Origin of the sequence: Marivita geojedonensis, assembly GCF_002115805.1 — a bacterium.
GTDB classification, from domain to species: domain Bacteria; phylum Pseudomonadota; class Alphaproteobacteria; order Rhodobacterales; family Rhodobacteraceae; genus Marivita; species Marivita geojedonensis.
Genome location: NZ_JFKC01000002.1, coordinates 372527 through 389263, shown reverse-complemented (window position 1 = coordinate 389263; position 16737 = coordinate 372527). Strand labels below are relative to the sequence as shown.

16 protein-coding genes are annotated in these 16737 nt (G+C 58.4%); 9 read left to right on the top strand and 7 right to left on the bottom strand.

Annotated elements, in window-relative coordinates:
• Window positions 1-312, bottom strand: a 312-nt coding sequence (locus tag MGEO_RS05050) for an Arm DNA-binding domain-containing protein (RefSeq protein WP_143746232.1), incomplete at its 3' end; no start/stop codon positions are given.
• 237 nt (window positions 313-549) lie between these two features.
• Here MGEO_RS05050 and MGEO_RS05045 point away from each other — a divergent pair.
• Window positions 550-1245 carry an SDR family NAD(P)-dependent oxidoreductase gene (locus tag MGEO_RS05045; RefSeq protein WP_106299130.1) on the top strand — a complete coding sequence of 232 codons (696 nt, stop codon included), beginning with the start codon at window positions 550-552 and terminating at the stop codon, window positions 1243-1245.
• Here MGEO_RS05045 and MGEO_RS21920 read toward each other — a convergent pair.
• From MGEO_RS21920 to MGEO_RS05015, 6 genes are all read right to left on the bottom strand, one after another.
• A complete protein-coding gene (locus MGEO_RS21920) occupies window positions 1242-1370 on the bottom strand; it encodes an NAD(P)-binding domain-containing protein (protein ID WP_085635596.1) in 129 nt (42 codons plus the stop codon). The two genes, MGEO_RS05045 and MGEO_RS21920, sit on opposite strands and share 4 nt — an antisense overlap.
• A gap of 3 nt (window positions 1371-1373) precedes the next feature.
• Window positions 1374-2885 carry a sugar ABC transporter ATP-binding protein gene (locus tag MGEO_RS05035; RefSeq protein WP_085635595.1) on the bottom strand — a complete coding sequence of 504 codons (1512 nt, stop codon included), beginning with the start codon at window positions 2883-2885 and terminating at the stop codon, window positions 1374-1376.
• Window positions 2882-3883, bottom strand: coding sequence for an ABC transporter permease (locus tag MGEO_RS05030; RefSeq protein ID WP_085635594.1), 1002 nt, complete (start codon window positions 3881-3883; stop codon window positions 2882-2884). The genes MGEO_RS05035 and MGEO_RS05030 overlap by 4 nt, the downstream gene beginning before the upstream one ends.
• Before the next feature lie 10 nt (window positions 3884-3893).
• Window positions 3894-4868, bottom strand: a complete 975-nt coding sequence (locus MGEO_RS05025) for an ABC transporter permease (protein WP_085635593.1) — start codon at window positions 4866-4868, stop codon at window positions 3894-3896.
• An 82-nt stretch (window positions 4869-4950) separates the two neighbouring features.
• Window positions 4951-5748: an SDR family oxidoreductase gene (locus MGEO_RS05020; RefSeq protein WP_085635592.1), complete on the bottom strand. Its 798-nt coding sequence runs from the start codon at window positions 5746-5748 to the stop codon at window positions 4951-4953.
• A gap of 76 nt (window positions 5749-5824) precedes the next feature.
• Window positions 5825-6784 carry a sugar ABC transporter substrate-binding protein gene (locus MGEO_RS05015; RefSeq protein ID WP_085635591.1) on the bottom strand — a complete coding sequence of 320 codons (960 nt, stop codon included), beginning with the start codon at window positions 6782-6784 and terminating at the stop codon, window positions 5825-5827.
• A gap of 304 nt (window positions 6785-7088) precedes the next feature.
• Here MGEO_RS05015 and MGEO_RS05010 point away from each other — a divergent pair, with 304 nt between their 5' ends.
• The 8 genes from MGEO_RS05010 (at window position 7089) to MGEO_RS04975 (ending at window position 16726) form a co-directional block, all read left to right on the top strand.
• A complete protein-coding gene (locus MGEO_RS05010) occupies window positions 7089-8834 on the top strand; it encodes an ABC transporter substrate-binding protein (protein ID WP_085635590.1) in 1746 nt (581 codons plus the stop codon).
• Between the two features lie 18 nt (window positions 8835-8852).
• On the top strand, window positions 8853-9662 hold the full coding sequence (locus MGEO_RS05005) for an SDR family oxidoreductase (protein WP_085635589.1): 810 nt from the start codon (window positions 8853-8855) through the stop codon (window positions 9660-9662).
• A 64-nt stretch (window positions 9663-9726) separates the two neighbouring features.
• Complete coding sequence (locus tag MGEO_RS05000; protein WP_085635588.1) at window positions 9727-11025, top strand: M24 family metallopeptidase; 1299 nt, start codon at window positions 9727-9729, stop codon at window positions 11023-11025.
• Window positions 11026-11101: 76 nt separating this feature from the next.
• Entirely contained in the window at window positions 11102-12097 is a 996-nt protein-coding gene (locus MGEO_RS04995; protein WP_085635587.1) for a thiamine pyrophosphate-dependent dehydrogenase E1 component subunit alpha, read from the top strand.
• A gap of 10 nt (window positions 12098-12107) precedes the next feature.
• Window positions 12108-13103, top strand: a complete 996-nt coding sequence (locus MGEO_RS04990; RefSeq protein ID WP_085635586.1) for an alpha-ketoacid dehydrogenase subunit beta — start codon at window positions 12108-12110, stop codon at window positions 13101-13103.
• A complete protein-coding gene (locus MGEO_RS04985) occupies window positions 13093-14382 on the top strand; it encodes a biotin/lipoyl-containing protein (RefSeq protein WP_085635585.1) in 1290 nt (429 codons plus the stop codon). The genes MGEO_RS04990 and MGEO_RS04985 overlap by 11 nt, the downstream gene beginning before the upstream one ends.
• 15 nt (window positions 14383-14397) lie before the next feature.
• On the top strand, window positions 14398-15828 hold the full coding sequence (locus MGEO_RS04980) for an NAD-dependent succinate-semialdehyde dehydrogenase (protein ID WP_085635633.1): 1431 nt from the start codon (window positions 14398-14400) through the stop codon (window positions 15826-15828).
• A gap of 10 nt (window positions 15829-15838) precedes the next feature.
• A complete protein-coding gene (locus tag MGEO_RS04975) occupies window positions 15839-16726 on the top strand; it encodes a 2-oxo acid dehydrogenase subunit E2 (protein ID WP_085635584.1) in 888 nt (295 codons plus the stop codon).
• Window positions 16727-16737 lie beyond the last annotated feature (11 nt).

The following is a 16737-nucleotide window of genomic DNA, read 5'->3' as shown; positions in this document are numbered from 1 at the left end:
TCCTGACCCTAAGTAACCTTCCATCGCCTCCTCCAAAGTCGGCGCTCCAATTTGGATGATTTTGCCAGCTCCCCTGCCCCATTCCAGAGCAAAACCGAGCGCGGTTTGACGTGCGGTATCTGCGGATATTACTGGAAACCGACCAATCAGCACCCGTCGGGTCTGACCCCCAATATCCTTCTGGAAGTACCACGTCTTTGACTTCTTTCCGACGAAGAGAACAAGGCCTTTGACCTCGCTGTCCCAATGCTTGTCGGTCCCGGATTTTGTCTGTGGAACCTTGCGGGCGAAGGTCTCTGTAAGCTTTGGCATTTTGTCAGTTTTTTGCAGGTAATAGCATGATATCTGGTGCTACCATATTCAACGCGACGCACGATAAAAGTCAATGAAAATAAATGGTAAGAAGCTTGACGAAACTCAGTGAAACTATACACACCTGATTGGAAGGCTGAGGTCTTACCATTACACAACGCCCGCTCGGCGTGATACGAGGTATGACATGCGTGAACCGAGGTCAAGCACCAGCGCCTGGGCGGAGGGACAATAATCATGACAAAACCGCAAGCTGTGATCATTGGCGTGGGTGACGGCCTGTCCGCCGCCGTAGCGCGCGAACTTGCCCGGGATCATGACCTGACTTTGGCGGCCCGGAGTGCAGACAAGATGGCAAAGCTGGCGTCGGAACTCGGCGCGCGAACGGTGCAACTCGACGCCACCGATGAAGAGGCTGTGGCCGCCCTGTTCGACAGTCTTCCTGAAGCGCCCCGGGTCGTGATTTATAATCCGTCTGCCCGGGTGCGCGGACCCATTGCCGAGCTGTCAGCAGACGATGTGCGCAACGCTGTTGAAGTGACCGCGATCGGGGCGTTCCTTGCAGGCAAACATGCAGCCAGGCACGTGCTGAACGCGGAGCCCATTGACGGTGTGCGGGGCACCATCCTGTTCACGGGGGCCTCCGCTGGGGTCAAAGGCTTCCCGCAATCCGCGCCTTTTGCCATGGGCAAATTCGCGCAACGTGGTCTTACCGAGAGCATGGCACGGGAACTACATCCCCAGGGCATCCATGTTGCCTGGATCAATATTGATGGTGGCATCCTCAATCCCGGACGTGTCGAGCCAGAAGAAAAACCGGGGTCCATGCTGAGGCCCGACGCGATTGCCCGGACCTACCGTCACCTGATCGAACAGGACCGAAGCGCATGGACCAACGAGGTTGCTGTCAGACCGTGGGTCGAACGCTTTTAGCGAGTAGCGAGACTGCATCCGATTTCCGAAGACCTGTTCCATACGGCCCGGGAGAATCCGCATTCATGCAAATCACGCGCCATGTGCTGTCCCATGTGGCTCAGCCCGGCAAACCCGATCTTCATCAATCAGGCCGCCCTATCGCCGCCTAGCCCGGAAATCGCCTGAATCAGATTGTCCTCCGTCACCTCTTCGGAAGTGAAGGTTCGCATGATGCGCCCGTTATACATTGCCACAATCCGGTCACTGACATGCAGGACCTCCGGCATTTCCGAACTGATGACGATAACCGCATAGCCCTGAGCCGCCAGGTCGCGGATCAGATTGTGAATTTCGGATTTCGACCCAACGTCGATCCCGCGCGTCGGTTCGTCCACGATCAACACACTGGGGTGCATCGACAGCCATTTGCCGATGACGATTTTCTGCTGATTGCCACCGGAGAGGTTGCCGACAAGCTGTTTCCAGCCCGGAGTCCGGATGTCCAACCGGTCACGATACTGGTCAAAGATCGACACCTCCGCCCCTTCGGCGACGAAGGGGCCTGCCTTGAGATCATCCACCTGCGGCAGTGTCATGTTGTCCCTGCAGTTCATACCAAGCACGAGCCCCTGCCCCTTGCGATCCTCCGGGACAAGCGAAATGCCCTTTGCGATCGCATCGGCAGGCGAATGGATACGCACCTCTTGCCCACTCAGGAGGATTTGCCCTGCAGAGGGATCGCGTAACCCAAACAGTGTCTCGGCGATTTCGGTTCGCCCGGCACCGACAAGCCCGTAAAACCCGACGACCTCGCCGCTGCGAACTTCGAAACTCACGTCCCGGAACAGATGTCCGCAAGACAGGCCCCGCACTTCCAGTGCGACCTCTCCCAGTTCGTGATGGCTTTCGTTCCGGCTCAGATCGAGTGCGCGCCCGATCATAAGCTGAGTCACGTCCTCTTCGTTCGTTTCAGCTGTCTGCAACGTGCCGCGATACTGACCGTCCCGCAGGACACTGATCCGGTCGGTAATCTTGAAGATCTCTTCCATCCGGTGCGAGATGTAGATGATACCCACTCCTCGTGATTGGAGATCGGTAATCACATCGAACAACACCACTTTTTCCGCATCGGTAAGAGACGCAGTCGGCTCGTCAAATATCACCGCCTTTGCATCGACGGTCAGCGCACGCGCAATCTCGACCATCTGCTGGTTGGCGATCGACAGATCGCCGACTCGTGTCTTGGCATCAAACCCGACCTTGAGTGTCGACAGAATGGCGTTGGTCTGTTCTTCCAGTTTCGCCCAGTCGACCAGCCCAAAGCGCTTTCGCGGCAGTTCGCCCAAATAGATATTCTCGGCAACCGTCAGTTCTTCGGCAAGGCTCAATTCCTGGTGAATGAAAACGATCCCCTTCGCTTTGGCTTCCAGCGGCGACCGCATGACGACCGGTTGTTCGCCGACAATGATCTGGCCTTCATCCGGCTGGTAAATCCCGCCAAGCACTTTCATCAGCGTGGATTTTCCGGCGCCATTTTCGCCCATCAGAGCATGTACCTCACCGGGCATCACCTCGAAGGACACCCCATCGAGAGCCCGGACCCCCGGGAAGGTCTTGACGATGCCTTCAAGGCGCAGCGCGGGTGTCTGACCCGTCATACCTTCAACTCCTCTTTGCCCTTGATGTTCAACTGACGGTCAAGAAACAGAACCACGATCAGGATAAGACCGATCACAAGGTTCACGGTCTCAGTATCAGCGCCAATATGTGCCAACCCCTTGCGCAGAAGCTGGATCGCGAGAACCCCGCCGAACGTCGAAATGATGGAACCGGCTCCTCCAGTGAGCTTGGTTCCGCCAAGCACCACTGCTGTGATCACCCAAAGCTCGTAGAGTTCACCGTCGTTGGGATTGACCGATCCGCTTTCGGAATAGAACACAACCGCCGACAGAGCTGCGAGGAAGCCAATGATCATGAAATTGATCATCATGTGCGGCCCGACACGGATACCGGCATTGACGGCCGCCTCACGGTTGTCGCCGATAGCATAAGCATTGCGACCATGAACTGTGCGATTCATCAGGAACCAGATCGCCGCGGTCACGATCAGCAGAAACCACGTCGCGGTGTGCAGCCCAAGAAACTGCGCCTCGGCAAAGTCCACAAGGGTCCAGTTCAGATGGCTGGTCGGCTGTTCGCCATTATACATGAACACCAGGCCGCGATACCCAAGCATCGAACCCAACGTGACGATGAACGCGTCGACCCCGGTCTTCCAGACAATCAGACCGTTCAGCGCGCCCAGCGCAACACCAGCAAGTAGCGCCAGAACCCACGCCACCGGTATCACCATGTCGCCCAGTCCTGCGAAGATCGGCCATGTCATGCTGTCCAGCAGTACGATCGCACAAATCGCGTAGATAGCCCCGACGCTCAGGTCGATATTTCCGTTGATCATGATGATGGTCATTCCCATCGCGATGATCCCGATCGGGGCGGACTGCTTGAACAGCAAAAGCATGTTGTCCACATCCATGAAGGCTTTTTCGCTCAGCGACAGGTACTCACCCGCCACTGTGAAAAAGATCAGTTCAAGCGCGATGAACCCCCATATGGCCCCGCGCTTGAGAAAGTTGGAAAGCATTCCTGGTTTCATGTCGCGCTCCTCAGGCTATCGGGGACCAGAGCTTGCCGCGCTTGGCTGCGATATCGAGCCAGACCGCAAGGATGATGATGATCCAGGTGACCACGTACTGGACGTAGAACTGCAGCCCGACGAGCAGCAGACCGTTCTGGATGAATCCGAGGATCAGAACCCCGATCACCGTCTTGAAAATGGTCCCGGAACCGCCAAGAAGCGACGCGCCGCCCAGAATGACCGCAGCCAGAACCTCCAGTTCCAACCCTTGCCCCACCGTGTTCTGCGAGCCAAGGCTCCGACTGGCCTGCAAGAGCCCCGCCGTTGCGACGCAGAATGCCGAGATCAGGTAGCAGGTGAATACGACCCGCGCGCGGCGGATGCCGGAAAACGTCGCCGCTGTCCCATTGCCGCCGACTGCGTAAACCTTGCGCCCAAAGGGCGTTTTGGAAAGTACGACCCCAAGCACCGCCGCCAAAAGGACGAATATCAGGATCGGGACTGGGATGCCCAGCGCGCTGCCCTGGCCAAAAAAATCGAACCACGTACCTTCCTTGTCCGCGATATCCATGTTCTGTCCACCGGAGTAGGTGAGCGTCAATCCGTGAATGGCGGACAGCATGCCAAGGGTTACGATCAGAGAATTCAGCTTCAGATACCCGACCAGAAATCCTATGAACGCGCCAAGGCAGAGCGTCATCGCGAACATGGCCGGTATCGCGAGCGCCGGGCCTATCTTGTCATGCAGATCGAGCACGACGATTGTCGAGAACGACATCATCGACCCGACAGAAAGATCCAGATTGCCGCTGATGACCACGAAGGTCACACCAAGCGCCATCACGCCCAGAATGGCCGACGACCGGATCACCCCAAGAATGTTGTCAGGATCCACAAACCGCTGATTGGCCAACGTAAAGCCGACCATGAAAACCGCAAAGGCCACAAGAATGCCTTGCCGGGCAAGAAAACCGCCCACCTGTTCCTTTGTCACCGCTGCCATGCGTCCTCCCTGCCGATGCCACTCGGGCGTCGGTCTCCGCGTTGTGTCTTCACCAACCGCTCCATTGCGGACCGATCCGGGGTCAGACCAGCGTCATGCCACCATCAATCATCACGATCTGTCCGGTCATGTAGTCACTGTCTTTCGAAGCCAAGAACGTCGTCGTCCCGGTAATGTCTTCGGGAGTGGCAACCCGGCCTTTCAGGATCTCGGCCGAGAATTCCTCCATCGCCTGCCCGGGACGTTCAGCTGCCCCGATCTCCATCAGGTCGCGGTCCACCTCTTCCCACATTTCCGTGGCGACAACACCCGGCGCGAAACCCGTGACCGTTATGTTGTGCTTGGCCAAACCGCGCGCGCCCGATTGGGTCAGCGACACCACCCCCCACTTGGATGCGCAGTAAGGAGCAACATTGTCAAATCCCTGTCGGCTTGCAATCGACGCCGTATTGATGATTTTTCCCGGCGTTCCCTGGCGAATGAACTGCTTCGCCGCTTCCTGCATGCCAATCAGGCAGCCCAAGCCGTTGATCCGCATTATGAAGTTCCAATTTTCCTCGGTCACATCGAGGAAATTCATCGGCTTATTGACCCCGGCATTGTTGAATTTCACATCCAGCTTGCCGAAGGCGTCCACACTCTTGTCGATCATCGCCCGCACCTGAGTTCGGTCAGCGACATCAACCTCTGCCCAGATCACTTTCCCGCCTGACTGCGCCGCGCGATCCTTGTTTGCAGTTGCAACATTCTTGACCAGCGCGCCGTTGATATCAGCGAAACAGACATCTGCACCTTCATCCAGAAGCGCTTCGCCAATTGCGCGACCAATACCGCGGGCCGCACCCGTAACGATGCAGGACCGGCCTGACACTCGTGCCATGCCCCCCTCCCAGTGACTTCAGTTCTTATTCAGATTGGGCGCGACAACTCCGCCGCGCCCTTTTTTCAAGCCGATCTTAGAAGACGGGCTTGGTGAACTCACTCATGTTGTCCTGAGTGATCTTCGGAGTGTCGAAGTAGTTCAGGAACGGAACCTCTTCACCCTTCAGAACATCAATGGCGGTTTGCAGAGCCGCTTCGGCGTCATCCACGGGCGACTGGTAGATCGACCCCCAGTATTCGCCACGCTCCATCGCTTCGTAACCGACTGCAAAGTTGGTGGCTCCCACGAAAATGATACCTTCGCGACCCGCAGCCTTTGCCGCGTTCAATGCACCAACGCCCATGTTGTCATCACCGGCATAAACGCCATCAATGTCGTCGTACTTCACCAGAAAGGCTTCCATCACTTTCTGCGACTTCTCCCGGTTCCAGTCCCCTGGCTGCTGGTCGATTTGCTCGACGTTCGGGCATACCTCCGGTAGACGATCGTTGAAGCCCTTCGCGCGCTCAATCGCCGTGGTGTAACCCGGCTGACCGGTGATGTGGACGACCTTGGCTTCGTTTTCGATGCCCATGTCCTTGAACTTGTCGCACATGATCTCGGCCGAACGCGCGCCCTGCGTGATGTTATCGGGGCCCGAGAACGATTTGACGAAGTCAAAGCCCGGCTCGGCGATGTTGGAGTTGGTGACGATGACCGGAATTCCAGCCTGATATGCCTTGCGGACCGCAGGGATAACCGCCTCGCCGTTTGTCGGCCAGATAATGATCGCATCGACTTCCTGCTGGATCAGGTCTTCCATCTGCGCGATCTGGCGGGCTACGTCGCCACCAGCATCCAGAACAACCGTTTCGACGGCATCGTTGGCATCCGCTGCTGCGATGAACGCTTTTTCATAAGTTGTCTGATAGCTGTCGACGCCCACGTTGTTCTGAGTGATGCCGATCTTCATCGTCTCGTGACCGGCTGCAAAAGCTGCACCTGCCAAAGCAGTCGCCGCAGTTGTTGCAGCCAACAGGTTACGAATTTTCATTTTGGGTCTCCTCCCGGGTTGAATCTTAGGCAATTCACGACCCCCCGACAGGTCCTGCGGGGAATCATCGTCCGTCTCTGCGGACAACTGGGCCAAGCCTGCCGTTTTGAACCTCTGCCACACCCTCCATATTTATCCATTTTGGATAATTTTGAATCCAATCTGGATTTTTTTGCGATACGCTCCGTCAGCCATTTTGAACATTTTGTAATGGAGGCGCGTAATGCCGGCTTCAGATTCGTCCGAATTGAACAAATCCAATCGCAGATCAAAGAAAACGTCCACAGAGGTTGCGGCCAGATTGATGAATGTCATGCAGGGACACAAGGACAGCGTTTCGGTCTCGCCCCAGGCGAAAACCGAACTGATCCAGATTCTGTCCTTTCTGGATGATTTTTCGGACGAATTGGAAGACACGATCGACCTCTTCGCGCCCAACCCGTATTTCCGTATGACGCTGCATCTGATCCGCGGACACTTCGAAGCAAAGATCGTCACACCCACATCCTTGATCGCTGCAAGCCGCGTACCTTATGCAACCGCGAACCGCCGCCTGAAAGAGATGGTTGAGGAAGGGCTGATCGAACAACGCCCTCGCACCAGCAGCGGAAAAAGCTTCTCTCTGCATCCGAGCGAAGCCCTGCTTGACCAGTGGGTGCAGCTCTCTGGTCGCATACGCCGCCTGGGGGAGGCACAATTCGCCACAGAGGAAACACGGGAAACCAAGGATTACTTCTTTGGTGGTTCGTACATGGCGGCCCAGTCTATCCCCCCGCTTCAGGTTCTCGGTGAACCGATCAAAGCGGCAGGCGGTGTACGGGTTCTGGTTCACGGCGATCCGACCTTCATGGTGATGGATACGCTTAAGCGACAGTTCGAACATGTTATCGGTACGCAGATCAACCAGCGCGCCTTTTCGATTGACCGGCTGCGCGAAGAGGCGATGCGCAACGCACAGCGGAAGTCCAGCCGCTACGACATCATCGCCGTCGATCTTCCATGGATTGGGGGTTTTGCCGAGAACGGCGTGCTGATGCCTCTGGATGAGGCGATGGACATTGCCCGACTGGATCCGGCGGATTTCCACACGGCCGGGTGGAAAGCCGCGCATTGGGGCGGTCGCTGCTATGGCGTCCCGGCACAGACGACGCCTGAACTCCTCTTCTACCGCAAAGATCTGTTTGCCGAGGCAGGGATCGAACCACCGACGACGACGCGTCAGTTGCTGAAAGCGGCTGAAATCTTCCATGATCCGCGCCGCGACCGCTACGGCATCGCTTGGAACGCGGCTCGGGGTACGGCACTCGGGCATACGGTTCTGATGACGATGGCCGATTTCGGCCAGCCGATCATCGACTTGCCGCGTATCGCAGGCGGTTTCGAAACCGATGACCTTGCGGAGCGCGCCTATCACGCCACGATTGACACGGAGGCTGGGCTTCACGCTGCAGAGTTCCTGATGGATCTCATGCGCTTCTCCCCACCCGACATTCTTTCGATGTCCTGGTACGAAAGGGTTCGCCCTTACGCAGCCGGTCGGATCGCCATGGCCTATGGCTACACTCTTCTGGCACCATATTTCGAGCTCGACGAAAGTTCGCCAGCCTGTGGCAACACCGGTTACCTGCCTCACCCGGCAGGTCCAGATGCGTCCCCCGTGGCACCTGTCGGAGGCTACATTATGGGCATCCCGGCGAACCTCCCGAAAGAGCGCGTGCGCGCGGCCGTCGAAGCACTGATCGTATTCACGTCACCCGAGGCTCAAAAGCTCTTCGTCCAGAACGGCAGCCGAACCAACCCACGCTATTCCGTAGGGGCCGACCCGGAGGTCCGTCGCACCTCGGACATATTCGAAGCCATCGACACAATGTCATGGCGCGACGAACTGCAATTTTGGCCACGACCACCTGTCCCCGAGATCTGCGACATCATCCAGATCTGTGGCGAGGAATTTCACGACATGCTGCGCGGGATCGTTTCTCCGCGCGATGCGCTGCGTCAGGCCCAGGCTCGGGCCGATGCGGTGATACAGAAAAACGGGCCGAAATGATGATGGGAGGAATGACTCATGGACCCCAACCGCCTGAAAGGTAAGAACATCCTGATCACTGGTGCCGCCCGCGGCATGGGTGCCGCAAACGCGGAAGCTTTCGCTGCACAGGGTGCCAATGTTTGCGTCGGCGATCTGGATGGCGACGAAGCAAAAAAGGTTGCCGATGCCATAAATGCTGCCGGAAACGGCAATGCCATTGCAGTCAAGATGGATGTGACCAAGCGCGAAGACAACGCCGCCGCTGTTGCTGCCACCGTCGAGGCGTTCGGGTCGATCAACGTAGGTCTGTTCAACGCAGGCCTGAACAAACCCCGGTTCTTCATGGATATCGACGAAGACAACTGGGACATGATCATGAACGTCAACACCAAGGCGATGTGGCTTGGCATGCAGGAAACGGCACGCCAGATGATCAAGCAGGGGCCGATGGACGATCACCCCTACAAGCTGATCAATGTCGGCTCAATCGCGTCGCGGAAGCCGCTGATTGACGTGACCGTCTACTGCACCTCGAAATACGGCTGCCTTGCTCTGACAGAGTGCGGCGCGCTGGGTCTGGCCGAGCACAATATCACCGTCAACGGATACGCGCCTGGCGTCGTGGTGACACCGCTCTGGGAACAGCTGGACAAGGACCTTGTCGAGATCGGCTTCAAGGAACGCGAAGGTCAGGCCTATGACGATATTGTTGCCAACAACCTGGTGATCAAGCGGGTGTCCTACCCCAATGACATCGTCGGAACTGCCTCTTTCCTCGCCTCTGACGACAGCGACTACATGACCGGTCAGATGATCTCCATCGACGGCGGCTGGGTCACAAAGTAACCCATCAACCCTTTGATTTATTGAACAAACGGGTGCGCCTCGCGTCACCCGAAAGGAGCTACTCATGTCTCGCGCACTGATGCCTAACCTGCTGACACCACAGGATCTCGAACCCAATTGGGAATGGCGCGACCGCCTGCCCGCCTGGGGTCACACCTCGGTCGATTTCGAACGCCGGATCGATCACGACCGTCTGCGCCGCTACCGACTTGCCCGAACACGCCAGTCGCTGAAGGCCTCGAACGCGGGCTCGCTGCTGCTGTTTGACGTCAACAACATCCGCTACGTGTCGGCCACGAAAATTGGCGAATGGGAGCGGGATAAGATGTGCCGCTTCTGCCTGCTGACCGGCGATGACAGTCCCTATGTCTGGGACTTCGGCTCTGCCGCCGTCCACCACAAGCGTTATTCGGACTGGCTGGAGCCGGACCACTGCCTAGCCGGTGTCGTCGGTATGCGCGGGACGATCCCACCGGAGTTCGGGCTGATGCGCAAATACGCCAAGATGATCGCGCAGCTGATCAAGGATGCCGGCATGGCCGACATGCCAGTGGGTGTGGATTATGCCGAAACCGCCATGTTCCACGCGCTTCAGGAAGAAGGCATCAAGGTCGTCGACGGCCAGCAGATCATGCTGGCGGCACGTGAGATCAAGAACTGGGACGAAATCCAGCTTCTGACGCAGGCGGCCAGCATGGTCGATGGCGTCTATCACATGATCTACGAAGAGCTGAAACCCGGCGTGCGCGAGAGTGACATCGTCGCCATGTCGAACAAGCTGCTTTACGAAATGGGCTCGGACGATGTCGAGGCGATCAACGCGATCTCCGGCGAACGCTGTAATCCGCACCCTCACAACTTTACCGACCGGCTGATCCGCCCGGGCGATCAGGCGTTCTTTGACATTCTGCAAAGCTATCAGGGCTACCGCACCTGCTACTACCGCACGTTCAATGTGGGCCGCGCGACACCGGCGCAGAACGACGCCTATGTCAAAGCCCGCGAATGGATCGATGCGTCTATTGCGATGATCAAGCCGGGGGTCACTACCGACAAGGTGGCCGAGGTCTGGCCGACTGCGGAAAGCCTTGGCTTCCCGAACGAAGATGCCGCTTTCGGCCTTCAATTCGGCCACGGTCTGGGACTTGCCCTGCACGAGCGTCCGATCATCAGCCGCGCGGTCAGTCTTGATCACCCGATGGAAATCCAGACCGGGATGGTCTTCGCACTGGAAACCTACTGCCCCGCTGCCGACGGCTATTCGGCCGCGCGCATCGAGGAAGAAGTGGTCGTGACCGAGACCGGCTGCGAGGTGATCAGCCTTTTCCCCGCCGAGGAACTTCCCATCGCGAACCGGTACTGACCGGCTCGCATCCCTGTCCTGCGGTGCCTCCCGCCGCCGGGCAGGGATCCTGCCTGTACGCTCCACGAGGAACACAATGGCCAAAACGAAAACAAACACCGAAGACTATCTGCGCATGTACCGCCAGATGGTGCGGATCCGCACCTTCGAGGACAACGCGAACCAGCTTTATCTCTCGGCCAAGATGCCCGGCCTGACCCACATGTATTCCGGCGAAGAAGCTGTGGCCGTCGGCATCTGCGAGGCTCTCAAGTTCACAGACAAGATCACCTCGACCCACCGTGGACATGGCCACTGTGTCGCCAAAGGCGCAGAATTCAAAGAGATGTTCTGCGAACTGCTGGGCAAGGAAGAAGGCTATTGCCGGGGCAAAGGCGGCTCCATGCACATTGCCGACCAATCAAACGGAAATCTGGGGGCCAACGCAATTGTCGGCGGCTCCATGGGCATTGCAACAGGATCGGCTTTCACCGCCAAGATGCTGGGCAAAGACGACGTGACCGTTTGCTTTTTCGGAGACGGAGCGACCGCCCAAGGACTGATGTACGAGGTCATGAACATGGCTGCGCTTTGGAACCTGCCGGTCATCTATGCCTGCGAAAACAACGGCTACTCCGAATACACCAAAACCGAGGAAATCGCTGCTGGCTCCATCACGGCCCGCGCCGAAGCTTTTGGCATCGAAGCGCATCAGGTCGATGGTCAGGATGTGCTGGCGGTAAACGCTTTGACACAGAAACTGGTCGAACGTGCCCGCAAGGGCGAAGGGCCGTTCTTTCTTGAGCTGATGACCTATCGCTATCACGGCCACCATGTCGGCGACATCAACCGCGAATACTACCGGTCCAAAGATGAAGAAAAGGATTGGAAGGAAAACCGCGATCCGATCATCCGCTTCCGCACGTGGCTGGTCTCAGAGGGCGTCGCCACTGAAGACGAAATCGAAGCGATGAATGCCGAGATCAAAAAAGACGCCGAGGCGGCCGTCGACTACGCCCTGAATGCCAAATACCCCGACGTGTCCGAAGTGGACATGCACGTCTTTACAGACATCAAACACGCGCTGGCCTGAGGAGAGAGACATGCGAGAGATCACCCTGTCCCAAGCCGTAAACGAAGCACTGGCCGAGGAAATGCGCCGCGATGAACGGGTGTTCATCATCGGCGAGGACGTGGCCGAAGCCGGGACACCCTTCAAGGTCCTGTCGGGGCTTGTCGAGGAGTTCGGCACCGGTCGCGTCGTCGATACACCGATTGCCGAACCCGGCTTCATGGGGATCGCCGTCGGAGCGGCTATGACTGGCACGCGCCCGGTCGTAGACCTGATGTTCGGCGACTTCATCTACCTGATCATGGACCAGCTCTGCAATCAGGCGGCAAAGACCCACTACATGTCGGGCGGCAAGCTCAACGTGCCTTTGGTCCTGCGCACCAATCTGGGCGCGACGCGCCGCTCTGCTGCGCAGCACAGCCAATCGCTTCATGCGCTGGTCGCCCATATTCCCGGCTTGAAAGTGGCCATGCCTTCTTCGGCCTACGAAGCGAAAGGTCTGATGAAAACCGCCATCCGGGACGACAACCCGGTGGTCATTTTCGAAGACAAGCTGATGTATCAGGACAAGGCTCCGGTACCGGAGGAGGAATACCTGATCCCCTTTGGCAAAGCCAATGTGAAGCGTGAAGGATCGGACATCACGCTTATCGCCACGTCCTCTATGGTGCAGGTCGCTGAAAAGGCCGCAGAAATCCTCGCTCAGGACGGGATCGAGGCCGAAGTCATCGACCCACGCACAATTGTCCCTCTGGACGAAGAGACGCTACTCAAGAGCGTCCGGAAAACATCGCGTGCCATCGTCATCGACGAAGGTCACCAGAGCTACGGCATAACAGGAGAAATTGCCGCGCGCTTGAACGAAAAAGCATTCTATCATCTCGATGCACCGGTGCTTCGCATGGGTGCAATGGATGTACCGGTTCCTTTTTCTCCCGCGCTGGAAGACGTCACCGTTCCAACGCCCGACGGCGTTGCAGAGAACGCGCGCAGGCTGATGTCCGGGGAGATGATACATGCCGCATGACGTCACGATGCCTCAACTGGGCATGGCGCAGGATGCAGGCAAAATCGTGTCCTGGCTCAAGGCTCCGGGTGATCCGGTTGCCGAGGGCGACGCGCTTTTCGAGGTAGAAACCGACAAGGCCACGATGGAGGTCGAAGCGCCGGCATCGGGCTTCCTGACCGCAGTGACTGCTGCGGCAGGGGATGATGTGCCGGTAGGCCAGATCATCGCGCGGATATCCGATCAGGCCGATATCCCAGCGGAGGCTGCAACAGCACCAGAAGATGCGACACCGTCCTCAGACCTGCCGGACGGCGTTCAGGTGACCATGCCACAACTGGGTATGGCGCAGGACAGCGGCATTCTGGTCGGATGGTTGAAATCCCCCGGCGACCCCGTGAAGGCCGACGATGTGCTGTTCGAGGTGGAAACCGACAAGAGCACCATGGAAGTCCCCGCCGGCGCAGAAGGCTATCTCGCCGCCACACTTGCACAGGCCGGGGAAGAGGTGCCTGTCGGCGATCCGGTCGCAATCATCTCAGCCGAGGCGCTTCAGGAAACGGTTGTGCGGTCCGTCAAAGACGTTGCCCCCGCAACAAACCCGGCTCCGTCAAAGGCCTCCAAGCCCGATAAACCCAAGTCTGGTGACACACCTGCGCCCGCAAAACCAAAACCGGCTGTGACAGAGCCAAGCGGACGCATCCTCGCCTCGCCCAAGCTGCGCCGACTGGCGATGGAACAGGGGCTTGATCTCAACCGCCTTGTCGAAGCCGGGCATCCACAGCCCTACCACGCAGCCGATCTTGATGTGCTCAAGGCGCTTCCGACTCAGGCTACGGCTTACCCCGCCACCGCAACCCGTCACCTGACGGCGGAAGTCCCCGCCGATGGCTTTGCCGACTTCGCCGATTGGGCAGCCGAAAATGCTGGACTGAGCAACCCAGCCCAATTGCTGGCCGGTCTCGCTGCGGCAAGTCTGCCAGACGGCCATGCAGCCGTTGCCGTCGAACATCTCGGCACGACACAGGTCTTTTCCGTTAGTCCGGGCCCGTTCGGCGCGATTGCGGAAGCCGCGCCTGACAGCGCATATGATCTGTTGGTCCGGGACCTGCGGATGAGCCGGATCACGTCACTTGCCCTGGGTGCAAACACCACGCCAGTTCTATCACTGACACGTGCCGGCACCGGGCTGTCGATTACCCTGGAATGCGCCGGCGACCAGCTTGGCGCGTCCGAAGCTGTTACCCTTCTTTCCGAATTCGCAGGCCGCATGGAGCAACCGCTCCGCCACCTGCTTTAAACCATGGAGACCTACATGGATTTCACCGACCTTTACATCAACGGCACGTGGGTATCAGGGGCCAGCAAAGAACGGTTCGACGTGCTGAATCCGGCGACCGAGGAGGTTCTGGCCTCCGTCGCCTCTGCTGAGATCGCTGATGCCGACGCAGCACTGGACGCGGCTGAAGCGGCTATGGCCGAATGGGCCGCGCGCACCCCGCGTGAACGCTCAGAAGTTCTGCGCAAGGCGTGGGAACTGATGACGGTGCGGCTTGAAGACTTCGCTAAACTCATCACGCTCGAAAACGGCAAAGCCCGAACCGATGCGATGGGAGAGGCAACCTATGCTGCCGAATTCTTTCGCTGGTTTGCCGAGGAAGCGGTGCGCGCCGATGGCCTGATCACGCACGCCCCGGCTTCGGGGGCCCGCATCATGGTTCAGCACAAACCCGCAGGACTGGCGGTGCTCGTCACCCCGTGGAATTACCCCGCCGCAATGGGCACGCGAAAAATCGCGCCCGCTCTGGCCGCAGGATGCGCAGTCATCATCAAACCGGCATCGGAAACACCGCTGACCATGCTTGCACTGATGCCGCTGCTGGAAGAGGCCGGTGTGCCGCCCGGATTGGTAAATGTGCTGCCCTCAAAGCGCACGGGCGCACTCGTCGATCACATGCTGCACGATCCGCGCGTCCGGGTTGTCAGCTTCACCGGCTCAACCGGAGTTGGCCGTAAGCTGCTGCATTCCGCTGCCGATCAGGTATTGAAACCGGCGATGGAACTGGGCGGAAATGCTCCTGTGGTGGTGTTCGAGGACGCTGACATGGACACCGCCATCGAAGGCACAATGCTCGCCAAGATGCGAAATCTGGGAGAAGCCTGTACCGCGGCGAACCGCATCTACGTTCACGAAGCGATTGCCGAGACTTTCACAAAACGGCTGACCGAGAAGATGTCCGCGCTCAAGGTCGGCGATGGCATCGATCCCACGGTCGATGTGGGTCCGCTGGTCAATGCCGAAACGCGGGACAAGGTGGCAGAATTTGTGGCCGATGCTGTGGCCAAGGGCGCGATAATCGAATGTGGCGGCACCACGCCGGAAGGCCCCGGGTTCTATTACCCGCCCACCGTTCTGTCGAACGTGCCTGAAACCGCAGACTGCGTGCATGACGAAATCTTCGGCCCGGTCGCCGCGATTCAGACTTTCCGCGATCAGGAAGAGGTCATCCGCCGTGCAAACGACACCGAATATGGCCTCGTCGCCTACGTCTTTTCCGGCGATATGAAACGCGCGTTACAGGTCTGCGAGCGCCTTGACTACGGCATGGTCGGTCTGAACCGCGGTCTGGTATCCGACCCTGCTGCGCCATTCGGGGGCACCAAGCAATCGGGCCTGGGTCGTGAAGGCGGGCATGAAGGGATGCTCGAATTCATGGAAACGCAATATATTTCAGCAAGCTGGTAAGGGGACAACCATGACCACAGTCATTGCTGCGCCCTCTGTCCGGGCGCTGGCCCAGCGAAAGGGCATCGACATAGAGGCACTGGCCCGCGATCTTGGGCGAACAACGATTGCGCGCGAAGACCTGGACAGCGCGGCGAGCCCGACAGCGGCATCCGCACCTGATGGCGATAGGTCATACTGGGATGTGGACCACGCTGCTTATGGGCCCGTGACAGAAGAACCGATGAGCCGTTTCGCACAGCTGGCCTCGGCCAACCTGACCGCTGCAAATGCGCTTATACCTCAGGTTACGCATCACGACCGCGCTGATGTTTCGGAAATTGAGGCGCTGCGCAAGGATCTGAAACCTGAGGCACAGGCAAGGGCCATCAAACTTACTGCGCTGGCGTTCCACGCCAAGGCCCTGGCGCGGACCCTGCGGGAATTCCCGCGCTTCAACGCCTCGCTTTCTGCTGATGGCAAGACTCTGATATTCAAGGAGTATGTCCATATCGGAATTGCCGTTGATACTGCACACGGTCTGATGGTTCCCGTCATTCGTGACGTCGACAAAAAGGGGCTTTGGCAGATCGCTGCGGAAATCACGGACCTTGCTTCGCGCGCGCAGGCCCGCAAGATCGGACCGGATGAAATGGGCGGTGCGTCCATGAGCATTTCGAACCTCGGCGGTATCGGTGGGATTGGCTTCACGCCAATCGTAAACCCGCCGGAAGTTGCCATTCTCGGTCTGACGCGGACAGAAATCGTGACGGTCTGGGAAAATGATGTCCCCCGCCCCGTGCCGATGGTTCCGCTTGACCTGAGCTATGATCATCGCGTCATCAACGGCGCAGATGCTGCCCGGTTCACAAGCTATCTCGCCAGTCTGATCTCCGATCCAAGGCGAATCATGGTCTGAGACAAGCCGGG